The organism is Bacillus sp. L_1B0_5 (assembly GCF_000836715.1).
Classification (GTDB): domain Bacteria; phylum Bacillota; class Bacilli; order Bacillales; family Bacillaceae_G; genus Bacillus_A; species Bacillus_A thuringiensis_S.
In genome coordinates this window covers 11,886-29,732 of the sequence record NZ_JXIS01000035.1, presented here as the reverse complement: position 1 = coordinate 29,732, position 17,847 = coordinate 11,886, and the positions used below count along the sequence as shown (strand labels likewise).

Genomic DNA, 17,847 nt, shown 5'->3' with positions numbered 1-17,847 from the left:
CGTCAATCTTTTACGGAATAATAATTTGACCTTTTATCTTTTCAAGAGACTTCGCACCAATCCCATCAATCTCTAATAAATCTTCTATTTTCTGAAACGGACCATGTTCTTCTCGATATTTCAAAATACTTTCTGCCTTTCGAGAACCAATCCCCGTAATTTTTTCCAATTGCTCTTTCGCCGCTGTATTTATTCGAATCTTGCCATCTTCCTTAGAAGAAGTAAACATCCCTTGTTCTGACTCATTTTTACTCGGTATATAAAGAAGCATTTGATCTTGTACAATTTGTGCTAAATTCACTTTTTTCATATCTACTTCTGATAAAAAACCACCAGCCTTTTGAACCGCATCCTTTACGCGATCTCCTTCCTTCATTTCATATACACCTTCTTTACTAACCGCTCCTTTCACATCAATTATAATTGTTCTTTTCTGTTCCTTTGTATCCGATATTTTCGGTTTATCCTTTTTTTCTATCTCCTTCTCTTGCACATTCATTGTAATAGGCGTTCGTTCTACACTCTGGTTCGTTTTCCAAAAAACAAGAAAAAGTAAAGTTCCAATAATAGCTACTAAACCTAACCACTTTTTCGGAAAATCCCACATCATTTTACACCTCTAATCATAAATTTATAACATCATTCATATTGTTTAGGAGAAAGCTGTTACGAAGGAGGGATGAAACTTTGAACATAGGAATTATAGGGACAGGAAACATGGGGAATATACTAATCGATGCATTTTTAGAAACCCGTGCTGTCAAACCTTCGTGCCTTACAATCATTAATCGGACGCCTGCCAAAGCATATCATATAAAAGAAAAATACCCTTCTGTTCATATAGCAAAAACAATCCCGGAAGTAATCGAACAATCACAACTTATTTTTATTTGCGTTAAGCCGATAGATATATACCCTATCCTAAAAAAATATGCTGAACATTTTTCTGATGAAACGTGCTTAGTTTCTATTACAAGTCCATTATCTCCATCACAATTAGAGACTCTCGTACCGTGCCACGTCGCACGTATTATTCCAAGTATCACAAATCGCGCCCTCTCTGGCGCCTCACTATTTACATTTGGAGATAATTGCTCTGAAGAATGGCAACAAAAACTACTTCGTCTATTCAAAAATATTTCTACACCTCTTGTAATAGAAGAAGATATAACACGCGTTTCATCTGATATAGCAAGTTGCGGTCCTGCTTTCTTTAGTTATTTACTACAATGCTTCATTAACGCTGCTGTAGATAAAACAAATATTACACACGAAGAGGCTACTACTTTAGTAAGTGAAATGGTCGTGGGGATGGGGAAATTACTTGAAAAAGAAATCTTCACATTACCTACCTTACAAGAAAAGGTTTGCGTGAAAGGCGGCGTTACCGGGGAAGGCATTCGGGTTTTAGAAGAACACGTTGGAGATATGTTCCATAAGTTAATCGAGCGAACACATGAAAAATTTGATGAAGATTTAGAATGCGTTGATCAGCAATTCAATAAACACACATAATAAATACGTCATTTTCATTCCAAATCCTTTTTATAAATACTTACTTTTTTACAATACATTTTCACTTCAACTACTATTCCCACACTTTACGCATACGATCTTCAGATTATGCTAGAACTAAAAATACATCTTCTTTATAAAACAAAAGCAACCTTCTCGGTTGCTTTTGTTTTATTTGTTTTATCCGTTTTTCTTCGCCATGAAGAAAATACGCTCTGTTTGTTCTGTAACTTCAAGTCGCTCAAAATCACCTGTTACACGAAGAACTGTAAAACCCGCTTCTTCAAGCCATTTCGTTAACTCTTCCACTTGATATGCACGTTGCACGTGACATTCGTCAAACCGATGGTACACATCTTCTTCCGGATCTTGAACAAAGAATGTTAAATCATGCTCTACACTATTTGATTCTTCACCAGGGAAGCAATTCCAAATAAGAGATATTTCTTCTCCATTCACTGTATACGTTTCATTTTGAAATACATGATGTATTTTATATAGAGAATGTACATCAAATAAAAACAAACCATCTTGGCGTAAATGGTGAAACACTCTTCTAAATGTTTCTTGCACTCCATCTTCTTGCAATACATAATTTAATGAATCACAAAAGATAGTGACACAGTCAAACTCACCTGGAACATCAAGCTCTCGCATGTCTTGTTGGTAAAAAGGAATAAAGTATCCCTCCCCTCCTAGTTTTTGCTGAGCGACTGTTAACATTTCTTCTGAAAGATCGACACCTATTAAATCGTAACCCTTTTGCACAAGCGGAAGGGTTACATTACCCGTACCGCATGCTACATCAAGAATCTTTGCCTCTTTCATATCTGCCTGCTGCAAGCTTTCCTCTGTGAATTCCACCCATTTATCATAAGGGACATCATTCATCAGTTCGTCGTACAACAATGCAAATTGTTCGTATTTCATTGGCCTAGCTCTTCTGTTATATCTTCACGTGGCACATCGCCCCATAGACGCTCTAAATTATAGTGATTACGCTCATCTTTATGGAATACATGGGCAACTACATCTCCAAGATCAACTAATACCCAACGTGCTTCGTCAAAACCTTCCATACGTTGTACGTCGATTTGGAACTCATGTGCTTTTGATTTAATTTCACGTGCAATTGCTTGCACTTGTTTATCTGAATTACCGTGACAAATAATGAAATAATCTGCAATTGGTGAAATACCTTGCATATTTAGGACAACCATATCTTCTGCTCTTTTATCATCAGCTGCTTTTGCTGCTAATACTAATAAATCTTTATCGTTCATTTACTCATTTCCTCCTTGATAACTGCATTGTATGTTTGGAATGTTAATGGATAAATCGTCTGATTTTTTTCCATTAAAAATTGAATTGTTCTTTTTAAGGCAAATAATAAAGCTTGATTTATATCCGTATATGCGAGTTTACGAGCCTCTTCCACACCCGGAAACTTTCGCCCTGGCTCAATGTAATCAGCTACATAAATCACCTTATCTAACATCGTCATGTTCTCATGACCACTTGTATGATATGTAATAGCTTGCAATATTTCAGAATCCGTAATGCCTACCTCTTTTTCTACTAAGTATGCCCCAACAGGCGCATGCCACAACTCTTTATTATAGCAAAGTAAATCTTTCGGCAAATCTTCACGTTTAATAATCTCTTCCATCTCTGAAATTGCTCTACATTTCGCATAATCATGGAATATAGCTGCCATCTCTGCTTTTTTCTCGTCCACACCGTATAACTTAGCAAGCTCAAGCGCTGTCTCCATTACACCAATTGTGTGTATATAACGTTTTTCATGCATTTGTTGTTTGACAATATGCAGTGCATTCTCACGATTCATACAACCCATTCCTCTCGATATATACCTGTACTTTTTCAGGAAGTAAATATTTACACGTTTTCTTCTCCTTATATCTCTCACGTAATAAGGATGAAGAAACTGCAAATTCCGGAATTTCCACTGTAGTAATCTTATATGGTGTATGCAATGTATACCCAGGTCTTGCAACTCCAACAAACGTTACAAGATTAAGTAAAGCTTCAATGTTATACCACTTCGCTAAATACTCAACCATATCCCCACCAATAATAAAGTGAAACTGCACATCCGGATACTTCTTCGTCAATTGTAACATAGTGTCATACGTATAAGATGGGCCCTTCCTACTTAGCTCTTCTAAACAAATAGAAAAGTGTTCTTCTGCCTCAGTCGCGAGCTCTAACATATGTAAACGACTTTCTACACTTGTAATATTCCGCCCTTGTTTATGTGGCGGAATCTGATTTGGCAAGAACCATACTTCTTCCAAGTTCAAAGCGTGATATACTTCATTTGCAATTAGCAAATGTCCATAGTGAGGCGGATCAAATGTACCGCCAATGATGCCAATTTTCCTCAAAAGAAACGCCCCTTCCTTTTACATACAGCAACTCTCCTCGGTTAAGAATGAAGAGAATTGCTATTAATAAAAGTTCAATTGGTTTCGCTCTCTACATCATTACGCATCAGCGATAAAAATAGCGCATGCTAATCTTTTTATCGAGGAAGCTTAATCTGCTTATTTTCTCTTGATTCTTTGTATAAAACGATTGTACTTCCAATTACTTGAACGATTTCAGCACGTGCACCTTGTGCAAGTTCTTCTGCAACTTCACGACGATCAAATTCACAGTTTTGTAATACGCTCACTTTAAATAGTTCACGAACTTCTAACGCTTCTCCAATTTGTTTCACCATATTTTCATTTACTCCGCCTTTTCCTACTTGAAAAATTGGTGTTAAATGATGTGCTTGTGCACGTAAAAATCTTTTTTGTTTTCCTGTTAACATATATGTTAGCCTCCAAGCTTTTCTATAACTAATTGTTTCATTCGATCAATATTTGGTACACGTCCTGTCCACATTTCAAATGCAAGTGCTCCTTGATAAACAAACATATCAATACCATTTTGAATGATTGCACCTTGCTCTTTTGCCTCACATAAAATTTTCGTTTCAAATGGATTATAAATTATATCTGATACAATCGTTCCTTTTTTTAACGAACAAATTTGTAATGGCGTATGTTCGACGTGTGGATGCATACCTATTGTTGTCGTCTGAATGATAATATCATAATTTCCTTGTTCTTCTGTCGCTTTTTCTAACGACAAAGCATCAGAATTAACATCGGCCGTACGTGCAGCAATAAGTTCTTTTGCCTTATCTACTGTACGATTGGCTACATCAATCTCTTTTACACCTACATCAGCAAGAGAAAAATAAATAGCTCGGCTAGCACCACCTGCACCAAGTAACAAAATACGTTTCCCTTGAAGTGGTTCATTACTAATTGACTGCAGCGCTCGAACAAAACCAATTCCATCTGTGTTGTAGCCAATCAACCTTCCATTCTTATGAACCACTGTATTTACTGCACCGATTTTCCTTGCCAATGGATCAATCTCATCCAAATACTCCATAATAGCAACCTTGTGCGGAGTTGTTACATTAAATCCTGAAATACCTAATGCTTTTAAACCTCTTACTGCTTCCCCTAGCGCTTCCTCTTCAATAAGGAATGCATGATAATGGGCATCCATATTCAAGTGTTCAAATGCATCGTTATGCATAACGGGTGATAATGAATGTCCAATTGGATTTCCGATTACACCATATAATTGTTTCATAAATCCCTCTCCATATTAAATTAAAGATTTACGTAGTGAAACACTTACTCCTTTTGGTACGTGTGCAACAATTTTTGCTCCTGGTTCGTTCACAGTAACCCATCCTAATCCAGAGAATACAACATCCGTCTTTGGTTCACGAATATTAAATTCGTATTTCACTAACTCAGGCATATTTGCTAATTCTTCTGGCGTTGGTGGGCTTAGTAAATCCCCAGCATGATTTTTATATAATTCATCTGCTTTCTCAAGCTTTGTACGATGGATTGTTAAGCGATTCGAGAAGTGACAAGTAAACGCACGACGACCACCACTTACATAATCAAAGCGTGCCAATCCACTAAAGAATAACGTTTGTTCTTCATTTAATTGGAATACCATCGGCTTAATTTCTTTTGTTGGTGTAATAAGCTTTAAGCTCTGCTTTCCAACATAATGAGCCATTTGGTGGTGGTTAATAATACCTGGCGTATCATATAAAGAAGATTCTTCGTCTAATGGAATATCAATTAAATCCAGTGTTGTTCCTGGGAAATGAGATGTTGTAATTACATTTTCAGTCTCATCACTAAATTCTTTAATCATACGATTAATAAATGTCGATTTCCCTACATTCGTACATCCAACAACGTAAACATCTTTGCCGCCGCGATAATACTCAATAGCATCTGCTAGTTCAGCAATTCCTTGTCCCTTCGCTGCACTAATTAAAAAGACATCTTCTGGTTTTAATCCTAGCTGCTTTGCACTATAGCGCATCCAATGCTTTACTTTATCATGTTTTACTGACTTTGGAATTAAATCAGCTTTATTTCCAACAAGTAATACTTTATTATTTCCTACGAAACGATGTAAGCCAGGTAACCAGCTACCATTAAAATCAAAAATATCTACAATTTTGACTACTAATGCATCTGATTTTCCAATTCCATTTAAAATGCGTAGGAAGTCATCATCTGTTAACGATACATCTTGAATTTCATTGTAATGCTTCAAGCGAAAACAACGTTGACAAATGATTTGTTCTTTCTCTAAAGATGAGGTAGGAGCATACCCCACTTCGTTTTTATTTTCTGTTTGAATTTCTACACCGCAACCAATACATTTAATTGTTTCAGTCAAACTTTATTCCTCCCAGTTAATTAAACCTTTTTTCTTCATATTTTTCATGATTCTTCGTTCAATTTTCCGATTAAAGCGCGTCACTAATCCGTCCGTTTGTGCTACCGGTACAACTAAAATTGTATGAAGTCCTACTCGATTTCCACCAAGCACGTCAGTCAGTAACTGATCTCCAATTACTACAACTTCCTCTGCCTGCAGATGCATCTCTTGTATCGCACGCTTAAACGCTCGGACAAATGGTTTACGTGCACTATGAATAAATGGAATACCTAATGGATCAGCAAAATCTTTTACACGTTGCTCATTATTATTTGAAACGACCGTTACTTGGATGCCTTGCTCTTTCATTTTTAAGAACCATTCTTCAAGTTGCGGCGTTGCATTTGGACGATCCCATTCAATTAAAGTGTTATCTAAATCAGTAATAACGCCTTTAATTCCACGTTTTTTCAAATCTTCTGGTTGAACATGATATACATTTTTCACATATTCATTCGGTAAAAATAGCTTCAATTTCTTTCACCTCTTTGAGGATTTTTCATAAAATTTTTCGACAACATTTTTCGATATATAACCTGTGGATAAAATTGTACACATTTTCCACATTAATTTTTCAGTTAATTTGGAATTTACTAACATTCTATACACACCTTATCCACCTAGGTATGTGGATAACCACTCGTTTGTGACTGTCATATTTTTTTGGTACATTAAATGCATCAACGAATCAATCCTTATATTATTAGGAGGTGACTCACCTTGAAAACAAAACATATGGAACAGTTATCTACTGAGTTACTCACTGAGTCTTATTATAAAGCAAAAGAACTAAAATTAAATCCCGACTTCATTTTACTTATAAAACAAGAAATTATTAGACGCTCATTAGAGGACAAGCTTGTCAAATCTTCTTGATTACATATAAAGCGAAACTTTAATCATCCCGTACCAATCAAACAGTTACGGGATAAATGATTGGATGACCTGTAAAAAGAGCCATCCTACGATGGCTCTCGAATAAACAAGTACTCCCATCTAGGGGATTTCATCATTAAGTATCTTTGCCCATAACTCTTACTTACGGTTATAAAAACTTTTCTTTATTTGTGAGTTAATCGAGTAGCAATTTTTTCACCCAGACGAAGCTCTTGTCCACTCTTCAATTCCTGCACTACTTCTATCATATCTTTTTCAAACAATAACACAACTGTTGAACCAAATGTAAAGTATGCCATTTCTTCACCTTTTTGAACAGTATCTCTTTCATGCAAAAGCTCAATACTATTAACAAACATAGCACCTACTTTTACAAGAGCCATATGCTCGCTATCACTGCTTACTTCTGTAACAGAACGATAATTTTTTGACAACGGTTCTTTCCCGTATTCCATACCAGCTGCATTTACCGGATATGATTTTCTACCGAGTACAAATCTTTCAGTCACAGAACCAGAAAGCGGACTATGAATGCGATGATAATGACTTGGACTCAAATAAATTACCATATATGTACCGCCTGCATATCGCGTTGCACGTTCTTCATTACCTAGCATATCCACAATTGAATAACGCTTACCTTTAATATCAAATGTCTTTGTGTCCTCAATAGGACCATGATCTGCAAAAACACCATCAACAGGACTAACGATACTCGATGCATCTGTATCAATACTACGCATTCCTTCTTTTAGCTTACGCGTAAATAAATCATGCAATGTTCTATATTCCTTCAAGCCCTTTTCCATCTCATCTTGATTAATTTGAAAAACTTTCGCATACGATGGAATAATGATAGAGCTCAAACGAGATTGTGCAAATTTACGTAATATATAAGAAGTAAAGCGACCATTTGTAAGTTCTATCATAAGTCGATATAATGTACGTCGCAAATTGCGAAACCTCCTAATCAGTCTATAACTTTAGTTTTCCCTTCTTTTCTTTCTATATCATATGTAAAATTGGTTCTTATTCCCACATATCATATAAAGCAGCCTTATTATACATGCAGAAAACTAAGTATGGTATTATTCTTAAATTATTTAGCACCTTCTAATATTACAGATAGAATCCGCCATTTTCAACAGTGAACATGTATTTCTTCTTAGCATAACGCGTTTTCTTTTCTTATTTACAAAAAAAAAGCAGCCTATTTTAAAATACGGCTGCTTCTAATACACTTTATTCTTTCGCTTTTTTCTCTTTCTCTGCCCTTACAAACTCGTGGAACATTTTCATTAAGGCACGCTTTTCAATTCGTGATACGTAGCTTCTAGAAATGCCAAGCGCCTTAGCGATTTCCCGCTGTGTTTTCTCTTTATCAAGCCCAAGTCCAAAACGTTTCACAATCACTTCTTTTTCTCTTTCGTCTAAAATATCGATATACTCTTTAATTTTTTCTAACTCCATACTAAGCTGAATCATATCAATTACATCTTCAGACTCTGATTTTAATATATCAATAAGCGATATTTCATTCCCCTCTTTATCTTGCCCAATCGGATCATGAAGTGAAACATCTTTTTTCGTTTTCTTTAGTACACGTAAATGCATCAAAATTTCATTTTCAATACAGCGTGCTGCATACGTCGCAAGCTTTGTTCCCTTTCCTGCGGAATAGCTCTCGATCGCTTTAATAAGCCCAATCGTACCAATTGAAATTAAATCTTCTGCATCTTCTCCTGTGTTCTCAAATTTTTTAACGATATGAGCTACAAGCCGTAAATTATGTTCAATTAAAAGATTTCTCGCTTGAGCATCACCTTGCTCCATTAACTCTAAGTACTTTCTCTCATCATCTGATGATAACGGCTGCGGGAACGCATTGTTCTTCACATAAGAAACAAAGACAAACACTTCTCGAACCATATATCCAATTGCGGCGAATAGACTCAAACCTTTCACCTCCGCCAAAATAGTGGTCTTTATTATGTGTATGTGGGCGTGAGGTTGTTTGTGTCTGTACAGTTTATTTATAAAAACCAACACTTCCAATATTTAAAATATTTTATTGTTATATTATAATTATATAAAATTGTTATTTATATATGAATATGCTATTAAAGGGGACACTATTCATGCTTACATTAGATCGATTATTAAATGTAACAATTTATTTAGGGGTATTTTTACTTTTCATTTCGTTCATTACTTTTGTTATTAAGAGAGGGCCTGATTTATTATTTTTTCAATTTGGAATTTCTTTGTTTTTTGGAGCTCAAATTATAATTGGAATGAAATTTTTTCATAATTATGGTTTCTCCTTTCATTCAAAACTAGAACTACTTATCTTTATTTTCTATGTAATTGGATTTATTACATGTATACTACTGTTCTTTCACTTTCAAAATCCCTATCGAATTTTTTTATTAATTTGTAGTTTTTTATTTTTAACTGGATCCAATTATTACTTTAAAGAAACATTAAATTTTAGTAAAAAAACTCCAAAGCAACTTAAAACTTTTTTAAGTACACAAGAAGACTCTTTTCCAAAAGAAGTCCACAAATTTTCAAAGGATTACAATAACATAATAAGGAATGATTTTTATGAAATACCGATGATTCCTACTGAATTACAGATTACAAGCAAAAAAGATTCTTCCCATAGTACATCTTTCTTAGTCGAACTTTATAATAGCGAGAATGAAATTACTGATGACTCTGTACAATTAACTCCATCAGACCGTTTTTATATACTGTTAAATACACAAAAAACAAAAATATCAAAAATAGTATATGAAGGGCAAAATTTTTTCACATTAACAGTCACACTAAAGGCTCTTAATTTACAGCAAGAACCAGAAATTCATAATATGTTTTTAGAAATAGATAAACGTAGAGCGATGAATCTTCTTAATTTTGAAATTAAATCCCATACTAAAGAATGGAAAGTAATATTTAAAAGTGATAGTTCTTCTTCCCATCTTCCTATCACATTTACTTTTGAAAAACGAACAGGCAAATTATAATAATAAAAAGAGTTATTTTTATATTCTTTGAAAAATAACTCTTTTTATTTTACTTACTCCAAATCTTTCTCTCAGTTTGGGCATCAATATAACGAATTTCCCGACTACAATCAAAAGGTTCTTTATGTTTTTCATCTGTCGTTTGTTTGTACAGTAGTTTGTATTTCGTTTCCTCTGCATCATGATCTAAAAACCATTCTAATTTAACTCGGATAGCCTCTCTGTATATTTCTAACGCTTTTTCTTTTATTACTTTTGGTGTTGTTTCATATGTAAGTACTTCTTTTATAAAGTCGCTAGATTCCCCCGAGTAGTGCATAACAGCACCATTTTCTGCATTGATGTTGATCATAATATATTTCCGCTCTACATGAATGTCATTTACATACATTGAAAAGGAAAACCGCTCTATCCCCTCTTCCTCCTCATAATTATCCCAAAGTTGAACATACTTTGTCGCATCTGGGATAGTATGCTCTAAAAATTGAAGTGCTTTGCTTAAACATTGCTCTCTTGATAAGATTGTTTTCCTTTTTTTCTCATCCTTCCACATAAAAAAAGAAAGCAATTGATTTGTTTCTTTATCTAGAGTAATTACAACGAATTCATCATGCTTCAACATTGGAAAATGTTTTTTATAAAACTCATCCATTGAATATGAATCCTTCTCTTCTATTTCTTTTTGTAATTCTTCTTTTAATACAAATTTTATCCGGACTTCATCCTCATCTACTTTTTCATCTATTTTGACAAACTTCCCCTTGTCCCAATCAAATAAATCAAACACATCTTTTTTTTGACTACTCTTTAGCGGTTTATCAACAAGTACTGTAGAAGGTAATTTATAGTGTTCTGGCCCATATAAATCTTTACCTGTACTGGCATCAATAAACGCATGACTAGGCTCTGGTTCATATACAAGATGGTACCCTGTTACTTCTCCACCGTTTTCATACTCACATGAAGAGTATGTTAAATCTACAAATACAAGTCTCATATTTTGTCTAGCTTTCAAATTTTCTAAAACGATATTCTCCCCAACAATTTCACTTGGCCATAACGGTTTTTTCTCTATGGCTTTTTGTCCATTGTAATGAAAATGCACAACATTACCTGAAGGGTGCACTCGCACAACACACCCTGTATTCGGCAAAGGATAGCTATTCACCGCTTGCATATAATTTACTTCTTTCCAACCGCGCCTGTCGTCCTTAACCGTTACATATGTATAGAATTCATATCCTTCTTTTGTATATTTTTTTAAGAATGTATTTGCAACCTCTCTTGCTTTATTCTCCTCTATCGCTCCCTTATCACTCGAAAAAGAATTTCCATCATCTATCCTAAATTCAATTAAATTACCAGTATGTCTATTTAATGTAATTTGTATCTGTTTCTCCTCATCATCTTTATGTCCCCACCATAATAGATGATACGGGTCATCAACCCCTTCTTGATCATCTACAACAAGCCTATATTCATCTGGAATTTCAATAATATGAGCTACGTGCTCTTTTCTTTCTTTATCTTTTTGATTCACCATGCTCTCTCCTTTGTTACAATTTAAGGTAATTATAACAAAGAAAACCAAAACTTATTAACAAAAAAAGACTAGAGATATCTCTAGTCTTCTACTTCGTCTCACGATGTAACGTTACTCGCTTTAATCGTGGACAATATTTTTTTAGTTCGATGCGTTCTGGATTGTTTCGTTTATTTTTTTTAGAAATATAATTACGATCACCGCACTCCGTACAAGCTAATGTAATATTTACACGCATAGGTAATTCTCCTTTCTTTCAAAGATCGCAAACTAAAACGTAATGATTACGATTTATATATTATAAAACTTCATTCTATTTGTCAATTGCAAAACAAGAAGATTCCATTTAGAATCCCCTTGTTTTTATAGTTAAATAAATTTTATTAAAACGATTCGTATGTAACAAACTCACTAATCGGCTTTCGATACCCTCGTGGGCGAGTTTGAGTCTTATCACTTTTTCCTATCGTAATCATTAAAACAGGTACTATATGCTCGGGCATATTTAATTCACTTTGTACTGCTTTTTCATCGAAACCAATCATTGGACATGTATCATAGCCATAATATTTAGCTGCGTACATAAAAGTCATCGCGCTTAACGAAGCATTTCTAATCGCTTCATCCTCCATGAAACGCTCTCCTTTTCCTTCATATAACCCTTTCGTTTGCCTAATTGTATCTTCATATTCGCATTCATCAATCATCTTTAAAACTTTCATACCGAAGTAAATATTTTCAACATTTTGGTATGCTTTTTTATCACCACAAACGAGCACTACCGCTGATGCACTCGATACTTTATATTGACCAAAAGCTAATTCTTTTAATCTTTCTTTTCGCTCTTGATCACGAATTACAACATAATGTGTGTGCTGCAAATTATAGCAAGATGGAGAAAGCTTAGTTAACTCAAATATTTTTTTAAAATCCTCATTAGGGATTTCTATACCTTGTATAAATTTCATTGCAGAACGTCTAGCAATTGCTAATTCTTCAAAGTTCACCATATATCCTCCTTAATAACTATAAATTTAAATATACATTAATTTATACAAATAGATAAATCAAATGAAAACACTTTAAATCCGAATAATAATTATGATTAACAGCAAAAAAGACAAAAAGCTGAAACAATTAGTTCATACGAAATTCACACGAATCTATTACTATAGAAACTGTACATAGTGAACTTATTAACAATCAAGTTTATTTATATAGAATCTTACTCGAAAGGAGTTGAAAGTATGAAAACTAAATATCGCTTTATGATCTCATCATTTGCTGCTTGTGCTTATATGATTTGGTATTTAGTATAATAACAACCTCACTTGTAAATAGGAAAAGGTGTGTATATAAATGGAATATAATCAATCAACAGTTAACTACTGGAAAGCTTTTGTATTACCATATACATTTGCTTTAGAAGAGTTAAAAACTAAATTTGAAATTATGAACCGGGAAGCTCAATTTCTAGAGGATTACAACCCGTTTGAACATATAAAAACAAGACTAAAACAACCTGAAAGTATTATTAAAAAACTAGAGCGCAAAAGCTTGTTACCAACAGTTGAAAACGCTCAAACACATTTACAAGATATTATTGGTATCCGTATTACATGTTGCTTCGTAGAAGATATCTATCATTTGAAAGAAGTCATTCAAAAACGCGAAGATATGGAAGTCATAGAAGTAAAAGATTATATCGCTACCCCAAAGGGAAACGGCTATAAAAGTTTACACATGATTATTAAATACCCTTTATCACTAAATTCTGGTACAAAAGATGTATTTGCAGAAATTCAGTTACGTACACTGGCGATGGACTTTTGGGCAAGTTTAGAGCACAAACTTTATTATAAATATGAAGGGAAAATACCGGAGTATTTAAAAGATGAACTACATGATGCAGCAATGAAAGCTGAAGATCTTGATAACAAAATGGCCACAATTCGTCAAGATATTGATGATATTGAGGCATGCTCAAATCAAATTATGCTACCACTATAAAAAAAGGTTCTCGCCAATGAGAACCTTTTTTTATACCATTTTTGGGAAGTACGACTCCCACACTTATTAAAGTTTCACGTTATTTTTTCTCTATCGTGCGAACCTCTTCAATCTTCCATTTCTCATCTTCTTTTCCAAGAGCATACTGTACTTTCTTTTGAAGAGTGACACTATCGTCTACTTCCTTTTCTTTCGTTTCAACAATAACATACCCTACTTTACTAGCTTTCATATCTATATGTTCCAATTCAATCTTCTTATTTCCCTTTTGAAATGCGGCTTCTTTTTGTGTTTTTAAGTCTTCAGCACTAGGCATCTTCTTTGAAAATAACTCCATATGTTCTGCAAGATTTTTTTCATTCGTCGTTCGCACAAATGTATTAATAACATCTTGAATAGATTGCTCTTCTGCTTTTGTTATTTGTGCCTTTTCCTCAGTTTTTTTAGTAGTAGATTTTTGTTCTACATTATTCTCTTCTTGTTGACATCCAACTAGTAATACTACAAATACTAGAAGGAATCTTAATTTCCTAAATAATTTTTTCATATTTCCAACTCCTAAAAAGAAAAGTGAGGCATTTGCCTCACTTTCACTCTTAATTAACGTCTTCCTTTATTCGGATCGCCGCCGCCAACAATATCAAAGACACGTTTCGCTATATTTGTATTCTCTTGAACGCCTGAGAATAAGTATTTACCTGGACCAAATGCATACACATTCACATCTTCCCCCGTATGTCCACCAGTTGTCCAGCCTGTAACCGAGCGCTTATTGAAAATATCTTCAATTGCATTATCAATCTTTGTTACATCTTTTGACGGAGCTATATCATTTACAGCTTGAATTTCTTCTGGAGTTAATTGTAAATCAATATACTTTTTCAATGTTTCTTCTACATTTGCACCTTTTGCAATCTCATTTGCCATAAAGTCTGGTGTGCGTTTTGCAGCTTTAATTGGATCTACTTTAAAGTTATACTCACCATTTGCACCTAAAGATAATCCACCTGTAGCGTGGTCTGCCGTTGCAACAACTAACGTATTTTTATCTTTTTTCGCAAACTCAATCGCTGCTTTGAAAGCTTTTTCGAAGTCTTCCATTTCACTCATTGCACCAACAATATCATTATCATGTCCAGCCCAGTCGATTTGACTTCCTTCCACCATTAAGAAGAAACCATTTTTATTTTTGTTCAAACGCTCAATTGCTGCATTAGTCATTTCTTCTAATGAAGGTGTTTTCTCATTACGGTCAATCATTTTATCTAATCCACCTGGTGCAAATAAACCAAGAATTTGATCATTTTTATCATTTAACAATTGATCTCGATCCGTTACATAGCTATAACCAGATTTCTTAAACTCTTCTGTAAGATTACGATCTTTTCTAACAAAGTTCTTTACGCCGCCGCCAAGCATAACATCTACTTTATGCTTCCCTTTAATTTTCTCATCAAAATAATCATTGGCAATTGCGTCCATATTTTTACGGCTAATGTCATGCGCACCGAAAGCAGCTGGTGTTGCATGTGTAATTTCAGAAGTTGCAACGAGTCCCGTTGATTTCCCTTTTTCTTTCGCTTGCTCAAGAACTGTTTTCACTTCCGCTTTATCATTATCAACTGCAATTGCAGCATTATATGTTTTAATCCCTGCTGACATAGCTGTTGCTGCCGATGCAGAGTCTGTAATATTTTCATGTTCATCTTCTGGATATGTTTTTTGTGTTCCTACAAGATGCTTATCAAATTCTGTAGATTCCATTTCAAAGGTTTTTGGATTATCTTTCATATAACGGTGAGCCGTCATATATGAAGGGCCCATACCATCCCCAATTAATACGATAACATTTTTAATCTTTGCATTGCTTCCGTTCTCATCTGCATTAACCTCACTAGAACGAGTAAAATTCCATGTTGCTACCGAAGTAACTGCTAATGATGCCACAACTGCTAATGGCCATGCTTTTTTCACAAACTTTTTCACTGTCTTGTCCCCCTAATTAGGTTATTCATTTCCCACTATCAAATTTAATGGAAGACTATTAAGAGAAAATTAGCTGTATGTAAATTTTTTGTTAACTTATGTAAATATCAGTTATAATTTGTATAACTTTGTCTTTTCGTATCAACCATCCCGCCCTTTACAATTTAAATATAAACAAGTTGGATTTCATTTAACGTAAATCTCTTTTTTTACATTTTGACTCTATTTTTATGAAATTAAATAGAAATGCGGTGAGCCTTTATGAAAATAGTAAAGCTAAATGAGTCTTTTATTTTTGAATTACTTAATCTTTGCAAATCTGTTGGATGGTTACACGATGAAATTTTTATGAAAAAACAATTCGAAATGTATCTTTCTATCGGCACACTTGTAGGTTATATTCATGAAAACAAACTCATTGCGACTGGAGGAGTATTTCCCTTTACGAGTAACTTCGCTTCCATTGGTATGTTAATCGTTCACCCTAATTTTCAAGGACGAGGAATAGGGCGCATGTTGCTAAATCATTGCTTGGAACAAATTCATCCAAAACAACCAATTGCACTTATTGCGACAAAAGCTGGCGAACCTCTATACATATCATGTGGATTTCAAACAGCAACAACGATTCATCGTTTTGAAAAGCAAACTATTAAGACGTACCCTTCTCACTTGCAACAAGTACGAGAAGAAGACCTTATATCTCTTACTTCTCTCGATCAAATTGCAACTGGTGTGAATCGTTCTCTACTTTACTCTTTGCTATTACCAAGGGCCATACACTCTTTTAAAATTGAAAGAAATAACCGTATAGAAGCTTTTTCATTATGCATACAAAAGGGCAATATATTATGTATCAATCCACTTATCGCCAAGCAAGAAGAAGATGCTATTCAATTATTAAAAAAGATATGTGAATGTTGGAATGGTATAGTACGAATTGATGTCCCACACTCACGATTTACATTTCGTAAATTTCTTCAAACAGAAAATTTCCAAGAAACGCTCCTTTCACCTCTTATGATAAAAAATGGTAGCCAACTTCCTGGAAATCGTAATATGCTATTTGCTATGATAGATACAGCGTTATGTTAGAAAGGAGACACCTAATTGAAGCGATTTAGCTATGTTATGGTAGGTTGTCTTACTCTTACACTATTAGTAGGATGTAGTGCAGCAGAAAAGCCAGTAGAACAAGTAAAGCAAGTTAAAAATACAATTACAGCGAAACTAGCTACCGAAGAAAAAATGGTAGAAATAGATGGTCAAACCATTTACTTTAAAAAGATTGGTAATGAAAAACCACCTTTACTTATGATTCATGGCTTTGGAGGGTCATCAGATGGTTTTCAAAAGATTTACTCCGATTTAGCAAAAGATCATACAATTATTTCTGTAGATGCTTTAGGATTCGGGCGCTCATCTAAGCCAATGGATTTTTATTATTCTTTTCCAACTCATGCAAATTTGTATTATAAATTAATGAAAAAACTAGGGTATGATTCATTCGCAATACTGGGGCATTCCATGGGGGGAGAAATTTCTCTAAATTTAACATATTTATATCCTGAAGCAGTTACTCACCTTATTTTAACTGATGCTACAGGTGGCCCTCATACATTTGTTAATAAACAAGGCTCACCAAAACCACAATTGCCGACTGATTTAAATGCCGTTTCTTCTATTACTGATTATGATGAGAGCAAAGTGAAATTCAAACGTAACGATGAAGAGCATTATAACAAAATGAAACTATGGCCTAGACGTCTTAAAATTAATGCGAATGAAATGAAACAGCCAACTTTAATTATATGGGGCAGAAATGATAGTAGCGTTTCTTGGAAAGAAGGAGAAACGTATCATCAATTCTTAAAAAATAGCACTTTGCATATTATTGAAAAAGGATATCATGCACCATTTCGCCAAGAACCACGAGAATTTGTCGGGTATGTACAAGACTTCTTTAAGAACAATCCGATCAAAGTTGAAAAATAACATAAACGGGTATCTCATTTTGAGATACCC

At 34.3% G+C, this 17,847-nt stretch carries 22 protein-coding genes; 6 read left to right on the top strand and 16 right to left on the bottom strand.

What is annotated here, in order from left to right:
- Positions 1-10: 10 nt before the first annotated feature.
- Entirely contained in the window at positions 11-610 is a 600-nt protein-coding gene (locus tag RT27_RS11665; protein WP_029443325.1) for a helix-hairpin-helix domain-containing protein, read from the bottom strand.
- Positions 611-687: 77 nt separating this feature from the next.
- Between RT27_RS11665 and comER the strand changes: the two genes are divergently transcribed.
- Entirely contained in the window at positions 688-1,515 is an 828-nt protein-coding gene (comER, locus tag RT27_RS11660) for a late competence protein ComER (RefSeq protein WP_043936239.1), read from the top strand.
- 180 nt (positions 1,516-1,695) lie between these two features.
- Here comER and RT27_RS11655 read toward each other — a convergent pair whose 3' ends face one another.
- The 8 genes from RT27_RS11655 to RT27_RS11620 all read right to left on the bottom strand — a co-directional run bounded on the left by RT27_RS11655 (position 1,696) and on the right by RT27_RS11620 (position 6,831).
- The gene (locus RT27_RS11655; protein WP_000873069.1) at positions 1,696-2,445 is read right to left on the bottom strand and encodes a class I SAM-dependent methyltransferase; all 750 of its coding nucleotides are present in this window, start codon (positions 2,443-2,445) and stop codon (positions 1,696-1,698) included.
- Positions 2,442-2,798 (bottom strand): ribosome silencing factor, encoded by a 357-nt coding sequence (gene rsfS / locus RT27_RS11650; protein WP_000998173.1) that lies wholly within the window; start codon positions 2,796-2,798, stop codon positions 2,442-2,444. Before rsfS ends, RT27_RS11655 begins: the two co-directional genes overlap by 4 nt.
- Entirely contained in the window at positions 2,795-3,364 is a 570-nt protein-coding gene (gene yqeK, locus RT27_RS11645; protein ID WP_029443326.1) for a bis(5'-nucleosyl)-tetraphosphatase (symmetrical) YqeK, read from the bottom strand. The genes rsfS and yqeK overlap by 4 nt, the downstream gene beginning before the upstream one ends.
- A complete protein-coding gene (nadD, locus tag RT27_RS11640) occupies positions 3,354-3,923 on the bottom strand; it encodes a nicotinate-nucleotide adenylyltransferase (RefSeq protein WP_043936237.1) in 570 nt (189 codons plus the stop codon). The genes yqeK and nadD overlap by 11 nt, the downstream gene beginning before the upstream one ends.
- Before the next feature lie 137 nt (positions 3,924-4,060).
- The gene (gene yhbY / locus RT27_RS11635; RefSeq protein WP_000955228.1) at positions 4,061-4,354 is read right to left on the bottom strand and encodes a ribosome assembly RNA-binding protein YhbY; all 294 of its coding nucleotides are present in this window, start codon (positions 4,352-4,354) and stop codon (positions 4,061-4,063) included.
- A gap of 5 nt (positions 4,355-4,359) precedes the next feature.
- Positions 4,360-5,193: a shikimate dehydrogenase gene (aroE, locus tag RT27_RS11630; protein ID WP_029443327.1), complete on the bottom strand. Its 834-nt coding sequence runs from the start codon at positions 5,191-5,193 to the stop codon at positions 4,360-4,362.
- 15 nt (positions 5,194-5,208) lie between these two features.
- Entirely contained in the window at positions 5,209-6,315 is a 1,107-nt protein-coding gene (gene yqeH / locus RT27_RS11625; RefSeq protein WP_029443328.1) for a ribosome biogenesis GTPase YqeH, read from the bottom strand.
- Positions 6,316-6,318: 3 nt separating this feature from the next.
- Positions 6,319-6,831: a YqeG family HAD IIIA-type phosphatase gene (locus tag RT27_RS11620; RefSeq protein ID WP_000765307.1), complete on the bottom strand. Its 513-nt coding sequence runs from the start codon at positions 6,829-6,831 to the stop codon at positions 6,319-6,321.
- A 246-nt stretch (positions 6,832-7,077) separates the two neighbouring features.
- On the opposite strand from RT27_RS11620, the gene RT27_RS11615 reads away from it, so the two are divergent.
- The gene (locus tag RT27_RS11615) at positions 7,078-7,233 is read left to right on the top strand and encodes a sporulation histidine kinase inhibitor Sda (protein ID WP_000850094.1); all 156 of its coding nucleotides are present in this window, start codon (positions 7,078-7,080) and stop codon (positions 7,231-7,233) included.
- A gap of 185 nt (positions 7,234-7,418) precedes the next feature.
- On the opposite strand, the gene RT27_RS11610 is transcribed toward RT27_RS11615, so the two are convergent.
- Together RT27_RS11610 and sigK are read right to left on the bottom strand one after the other, a co-directional pair.
- Entirely contained in the window at positions 7,419-8,207 is a 789-nt protein-coding gene (locus tag RT27_RS11610) for a phosphatidylserine decarboxylase (protein ID WP_029443329.1), read from the bottom strand.
- A gap of 289 nt (positions 8,208-8,496) precedes the next feature.
- Entirely contained in the window at positions 8,497-9,210 is a 714-nt protein-coding gene (gene sigK / locus RT27_RS11605; RefSeq protein WP_000051382.1) for an RNA polymerase sporulation sigma factor SigK, read from the bottom strand.
- 152 nt (positions 9,211-9,362) lie between these two features.
- Here sigK and RT27_RS11600 point away from each other — a divergent pair, with 152 nt between their 5' ends.
- Positions 9,363-10,283, top strand: a complete 921-nt coding sequence (locus RT27_RS11600) for a hypothetical protein (RefSeq protein WP_082044871.1) — start codon at positions 9,363-9,365, stop codon at positions 10,281-10,283.
- Positions 10,284-10,332: 49 nt separating this feature from the next.
- On the opposite strand, the gene RT27_RS11595 is transcribed toward RT27_RS11600, so the two are convergent.
- From RT27_RS11595 to RT27_RS11585, 3 genes are all read right to left on the bottom strand, one after another.
- Entirely contained in the window at positions 10,333-11,826 is a 1,494-nt protein-coding gene (locus RT27_RS11595) for a YcdB/YcdC domain-containing protein (protein ID WP_043936233.1), read from the bottom strand.
- 88 nt (positions 11,827-11,914) lie between these two features.
- On the bottom strand, positions 11,915-12,064 hold the full coding sequence (rpmG, locus tag RT27_RS11590; protein ID WP_001265617.1) for a 50S ribosomal protein L33: 150 nt from the start codon (positions 12,062-12,064) through the stop codon (positions 11,915-11,917).
- Positions 12,065-12,209: 145 nt separating this feature from the next.
- The gene (locus RT27_RS11585; RefSeq protein ID WP_043936231.1) at positions 12,210-12,836 is read right to left on the bottom strand and encodes a nitroreductase family protein; all 627 of its coding nucleotides are present in this window, start codon (positions 12,834-12,836) and stop codon (positions 12,210-12,212) included.
- A gap of 349 nt (positions 12,837-13,185) precedes the next feature.
- Here RT27_RS11585 and RT27_RS11580 point away from each other — a divergent pair, with 349 nt between their 5' ends.
- Positions 13,186-13,836, top strand: coding sequence for a GTP pyrophosphokinase family protein (locus RT27_RS11580; protein ID WP_043936229.1), 651 nt, complete (start codon positions 13,186-13,188; stop codon positions 13,834-13,836).
- 79 nt (positions 13,837-13,915) lie between these two features.
- Here the strand turns inward: RT27_RS11580 and RT27_RS11575 are convergent, their stop codons facing one another.
- Together RT27_RS11575 and RT27_RS11570 are read right to left on the bottom strand one after the other, a co-directional pair.
- Entirely contained in the window at positions 13,916-14,383 is a 468-nt protein-coding gene (locus RT27_RS11575) for a hypothetical protein (RefSeq protein WP_043936226.1), read from the bottom strand.
- 53 nt (positions 14,384-14,436) lie between these two features.
- On the bottom strand, positions 14,437-15,822 hold the full coding sequence (locus RT27_RS11570) for an alkaline phosphatase (RefSeq protein WP_043936225.1): 1,386 nt from the start codon (positions 15,820-15,822) through the stop codon (positions 14,437-14,439).
- 261 nt (positions 15,823-16,083) lie between these two features.
- On the opposite strand from RT27_RS11570, the gene RT27_RS11565 reads away from it, so the two are divergent.
- Both RT27_RS11565 and RT27_RS11560 read left to right on the top strand, forming a co-directional pair.
- On the top strand, positions 16,084-16,917 hold the full coding sequence (locus RT27_RS11565; protein WP_043936223.1) for a GNAT family N-acetyltransferase: 834 nt from the start codon (positions 16,084-16,086) through the stop codon (positions 16,915-16,917).
- 15 nt (positions 16,918-16,932) lie between these two features.
- Complete coding sequence (locus tag RT27_RS11560) at positions 16,933-17,817, top strand: alpha/beta hydrolase (protein ID WP_016080237.1); 885 nt, start codon at positions 16,933-16,935, stop codon at positions 17,815-17,817.
- The last annotated feature ends 30 nt before the right edge of the window (positions 17,818-17,847 follow it).

Bases quoted from the DNA above. Each gene is read 5' to 3' on its own strand.
- rsfS (WP_000998173.1), bottom strand. From the start codon at position 2,798: ATGAACGATAAAGATTTATTAGTATTAGCAGCAAAAGCAGCTGATGAT.
- yhbY (WP_000955228.1), bottom strand. From the start codon at position 4,354: ATGTTAACAGGAAAACAAAAAAGATTTTTACGTGCACAAGCACATCAT.
- RT27_RS11575 (WP_043936226.1), bottom strand. From the start codon at position 14,383: ATGAAAAAATTATTTAGGAAATTAAGATTCCTTCTAGTATTTGTAGTA.
- RT27_RS11565 (WP_043936223.1), top strand. From the start codon at position 16,084: ATGAAAATAGTAAAGCTAAATGAGTCTTTTATTTTTGAATTACTTAAT.
- rpmG (WP_001265617.1), bottom strand. From the start codon at position 12,064: ATGCGTGTAAATATTACATTAGCTTGTACGGAGTGCGGTGATCGTAAT.
- RT27_RS11580 (WP_043936229.1), top strand. From the start codon at position 13,186: ATGGAATATAATCAATCAACAGTTAACTACTGGAAAGCTTTTGTATTA.
- RT27_RS11655 (WP_000873069.1), bottom strand. From the start codon at position 2,445: ATGAAATACGAACAATTTGCATTGTTGTACGACGAACTGATGAATGAT.
- RT27_RS11665 (WP_029443325.1), bottom strand. From the start codon at position 610: ATGATGTGGGATTTTCCGAAAAAGTGGTTAGGTTTAGTAGCTATTATT.
- aroE (WP_029443327.1), bottom strand. From the start codon at position 5,193: ATGAAACAATTATATGGTGTAATCGGAAATCCAATTGGACATTCATTA.
- RT27_RS11600 (WP_082044871.1), top strand. From the start codon at position 9,363: ATGAATATGCTATTAAAGGGGACACTATTCATGCTTACATTAGATCGA.
- yqeK (WP_029443326.1), bottom strand. From the start codon at position 3,364: ATGAATCGTGAGAATGCACTGCATATTGTCAAACAACAAATGCATGAA.
- RT27_RS11595 (WP_043936233.1), bottom strand. From the start codon at position 11,826: ATGGTGAATCAAAAAGATAAAGAAAGAAAAGAGCACGTAGCTCATATT.
- RT27_RS11585 (WP_043936231.1), bottom strand. From the start codon at position 12,836: ATGGTGAACTTTGAAGAATTAGCAATTGCTAGACGTTCTGCAATGAAA.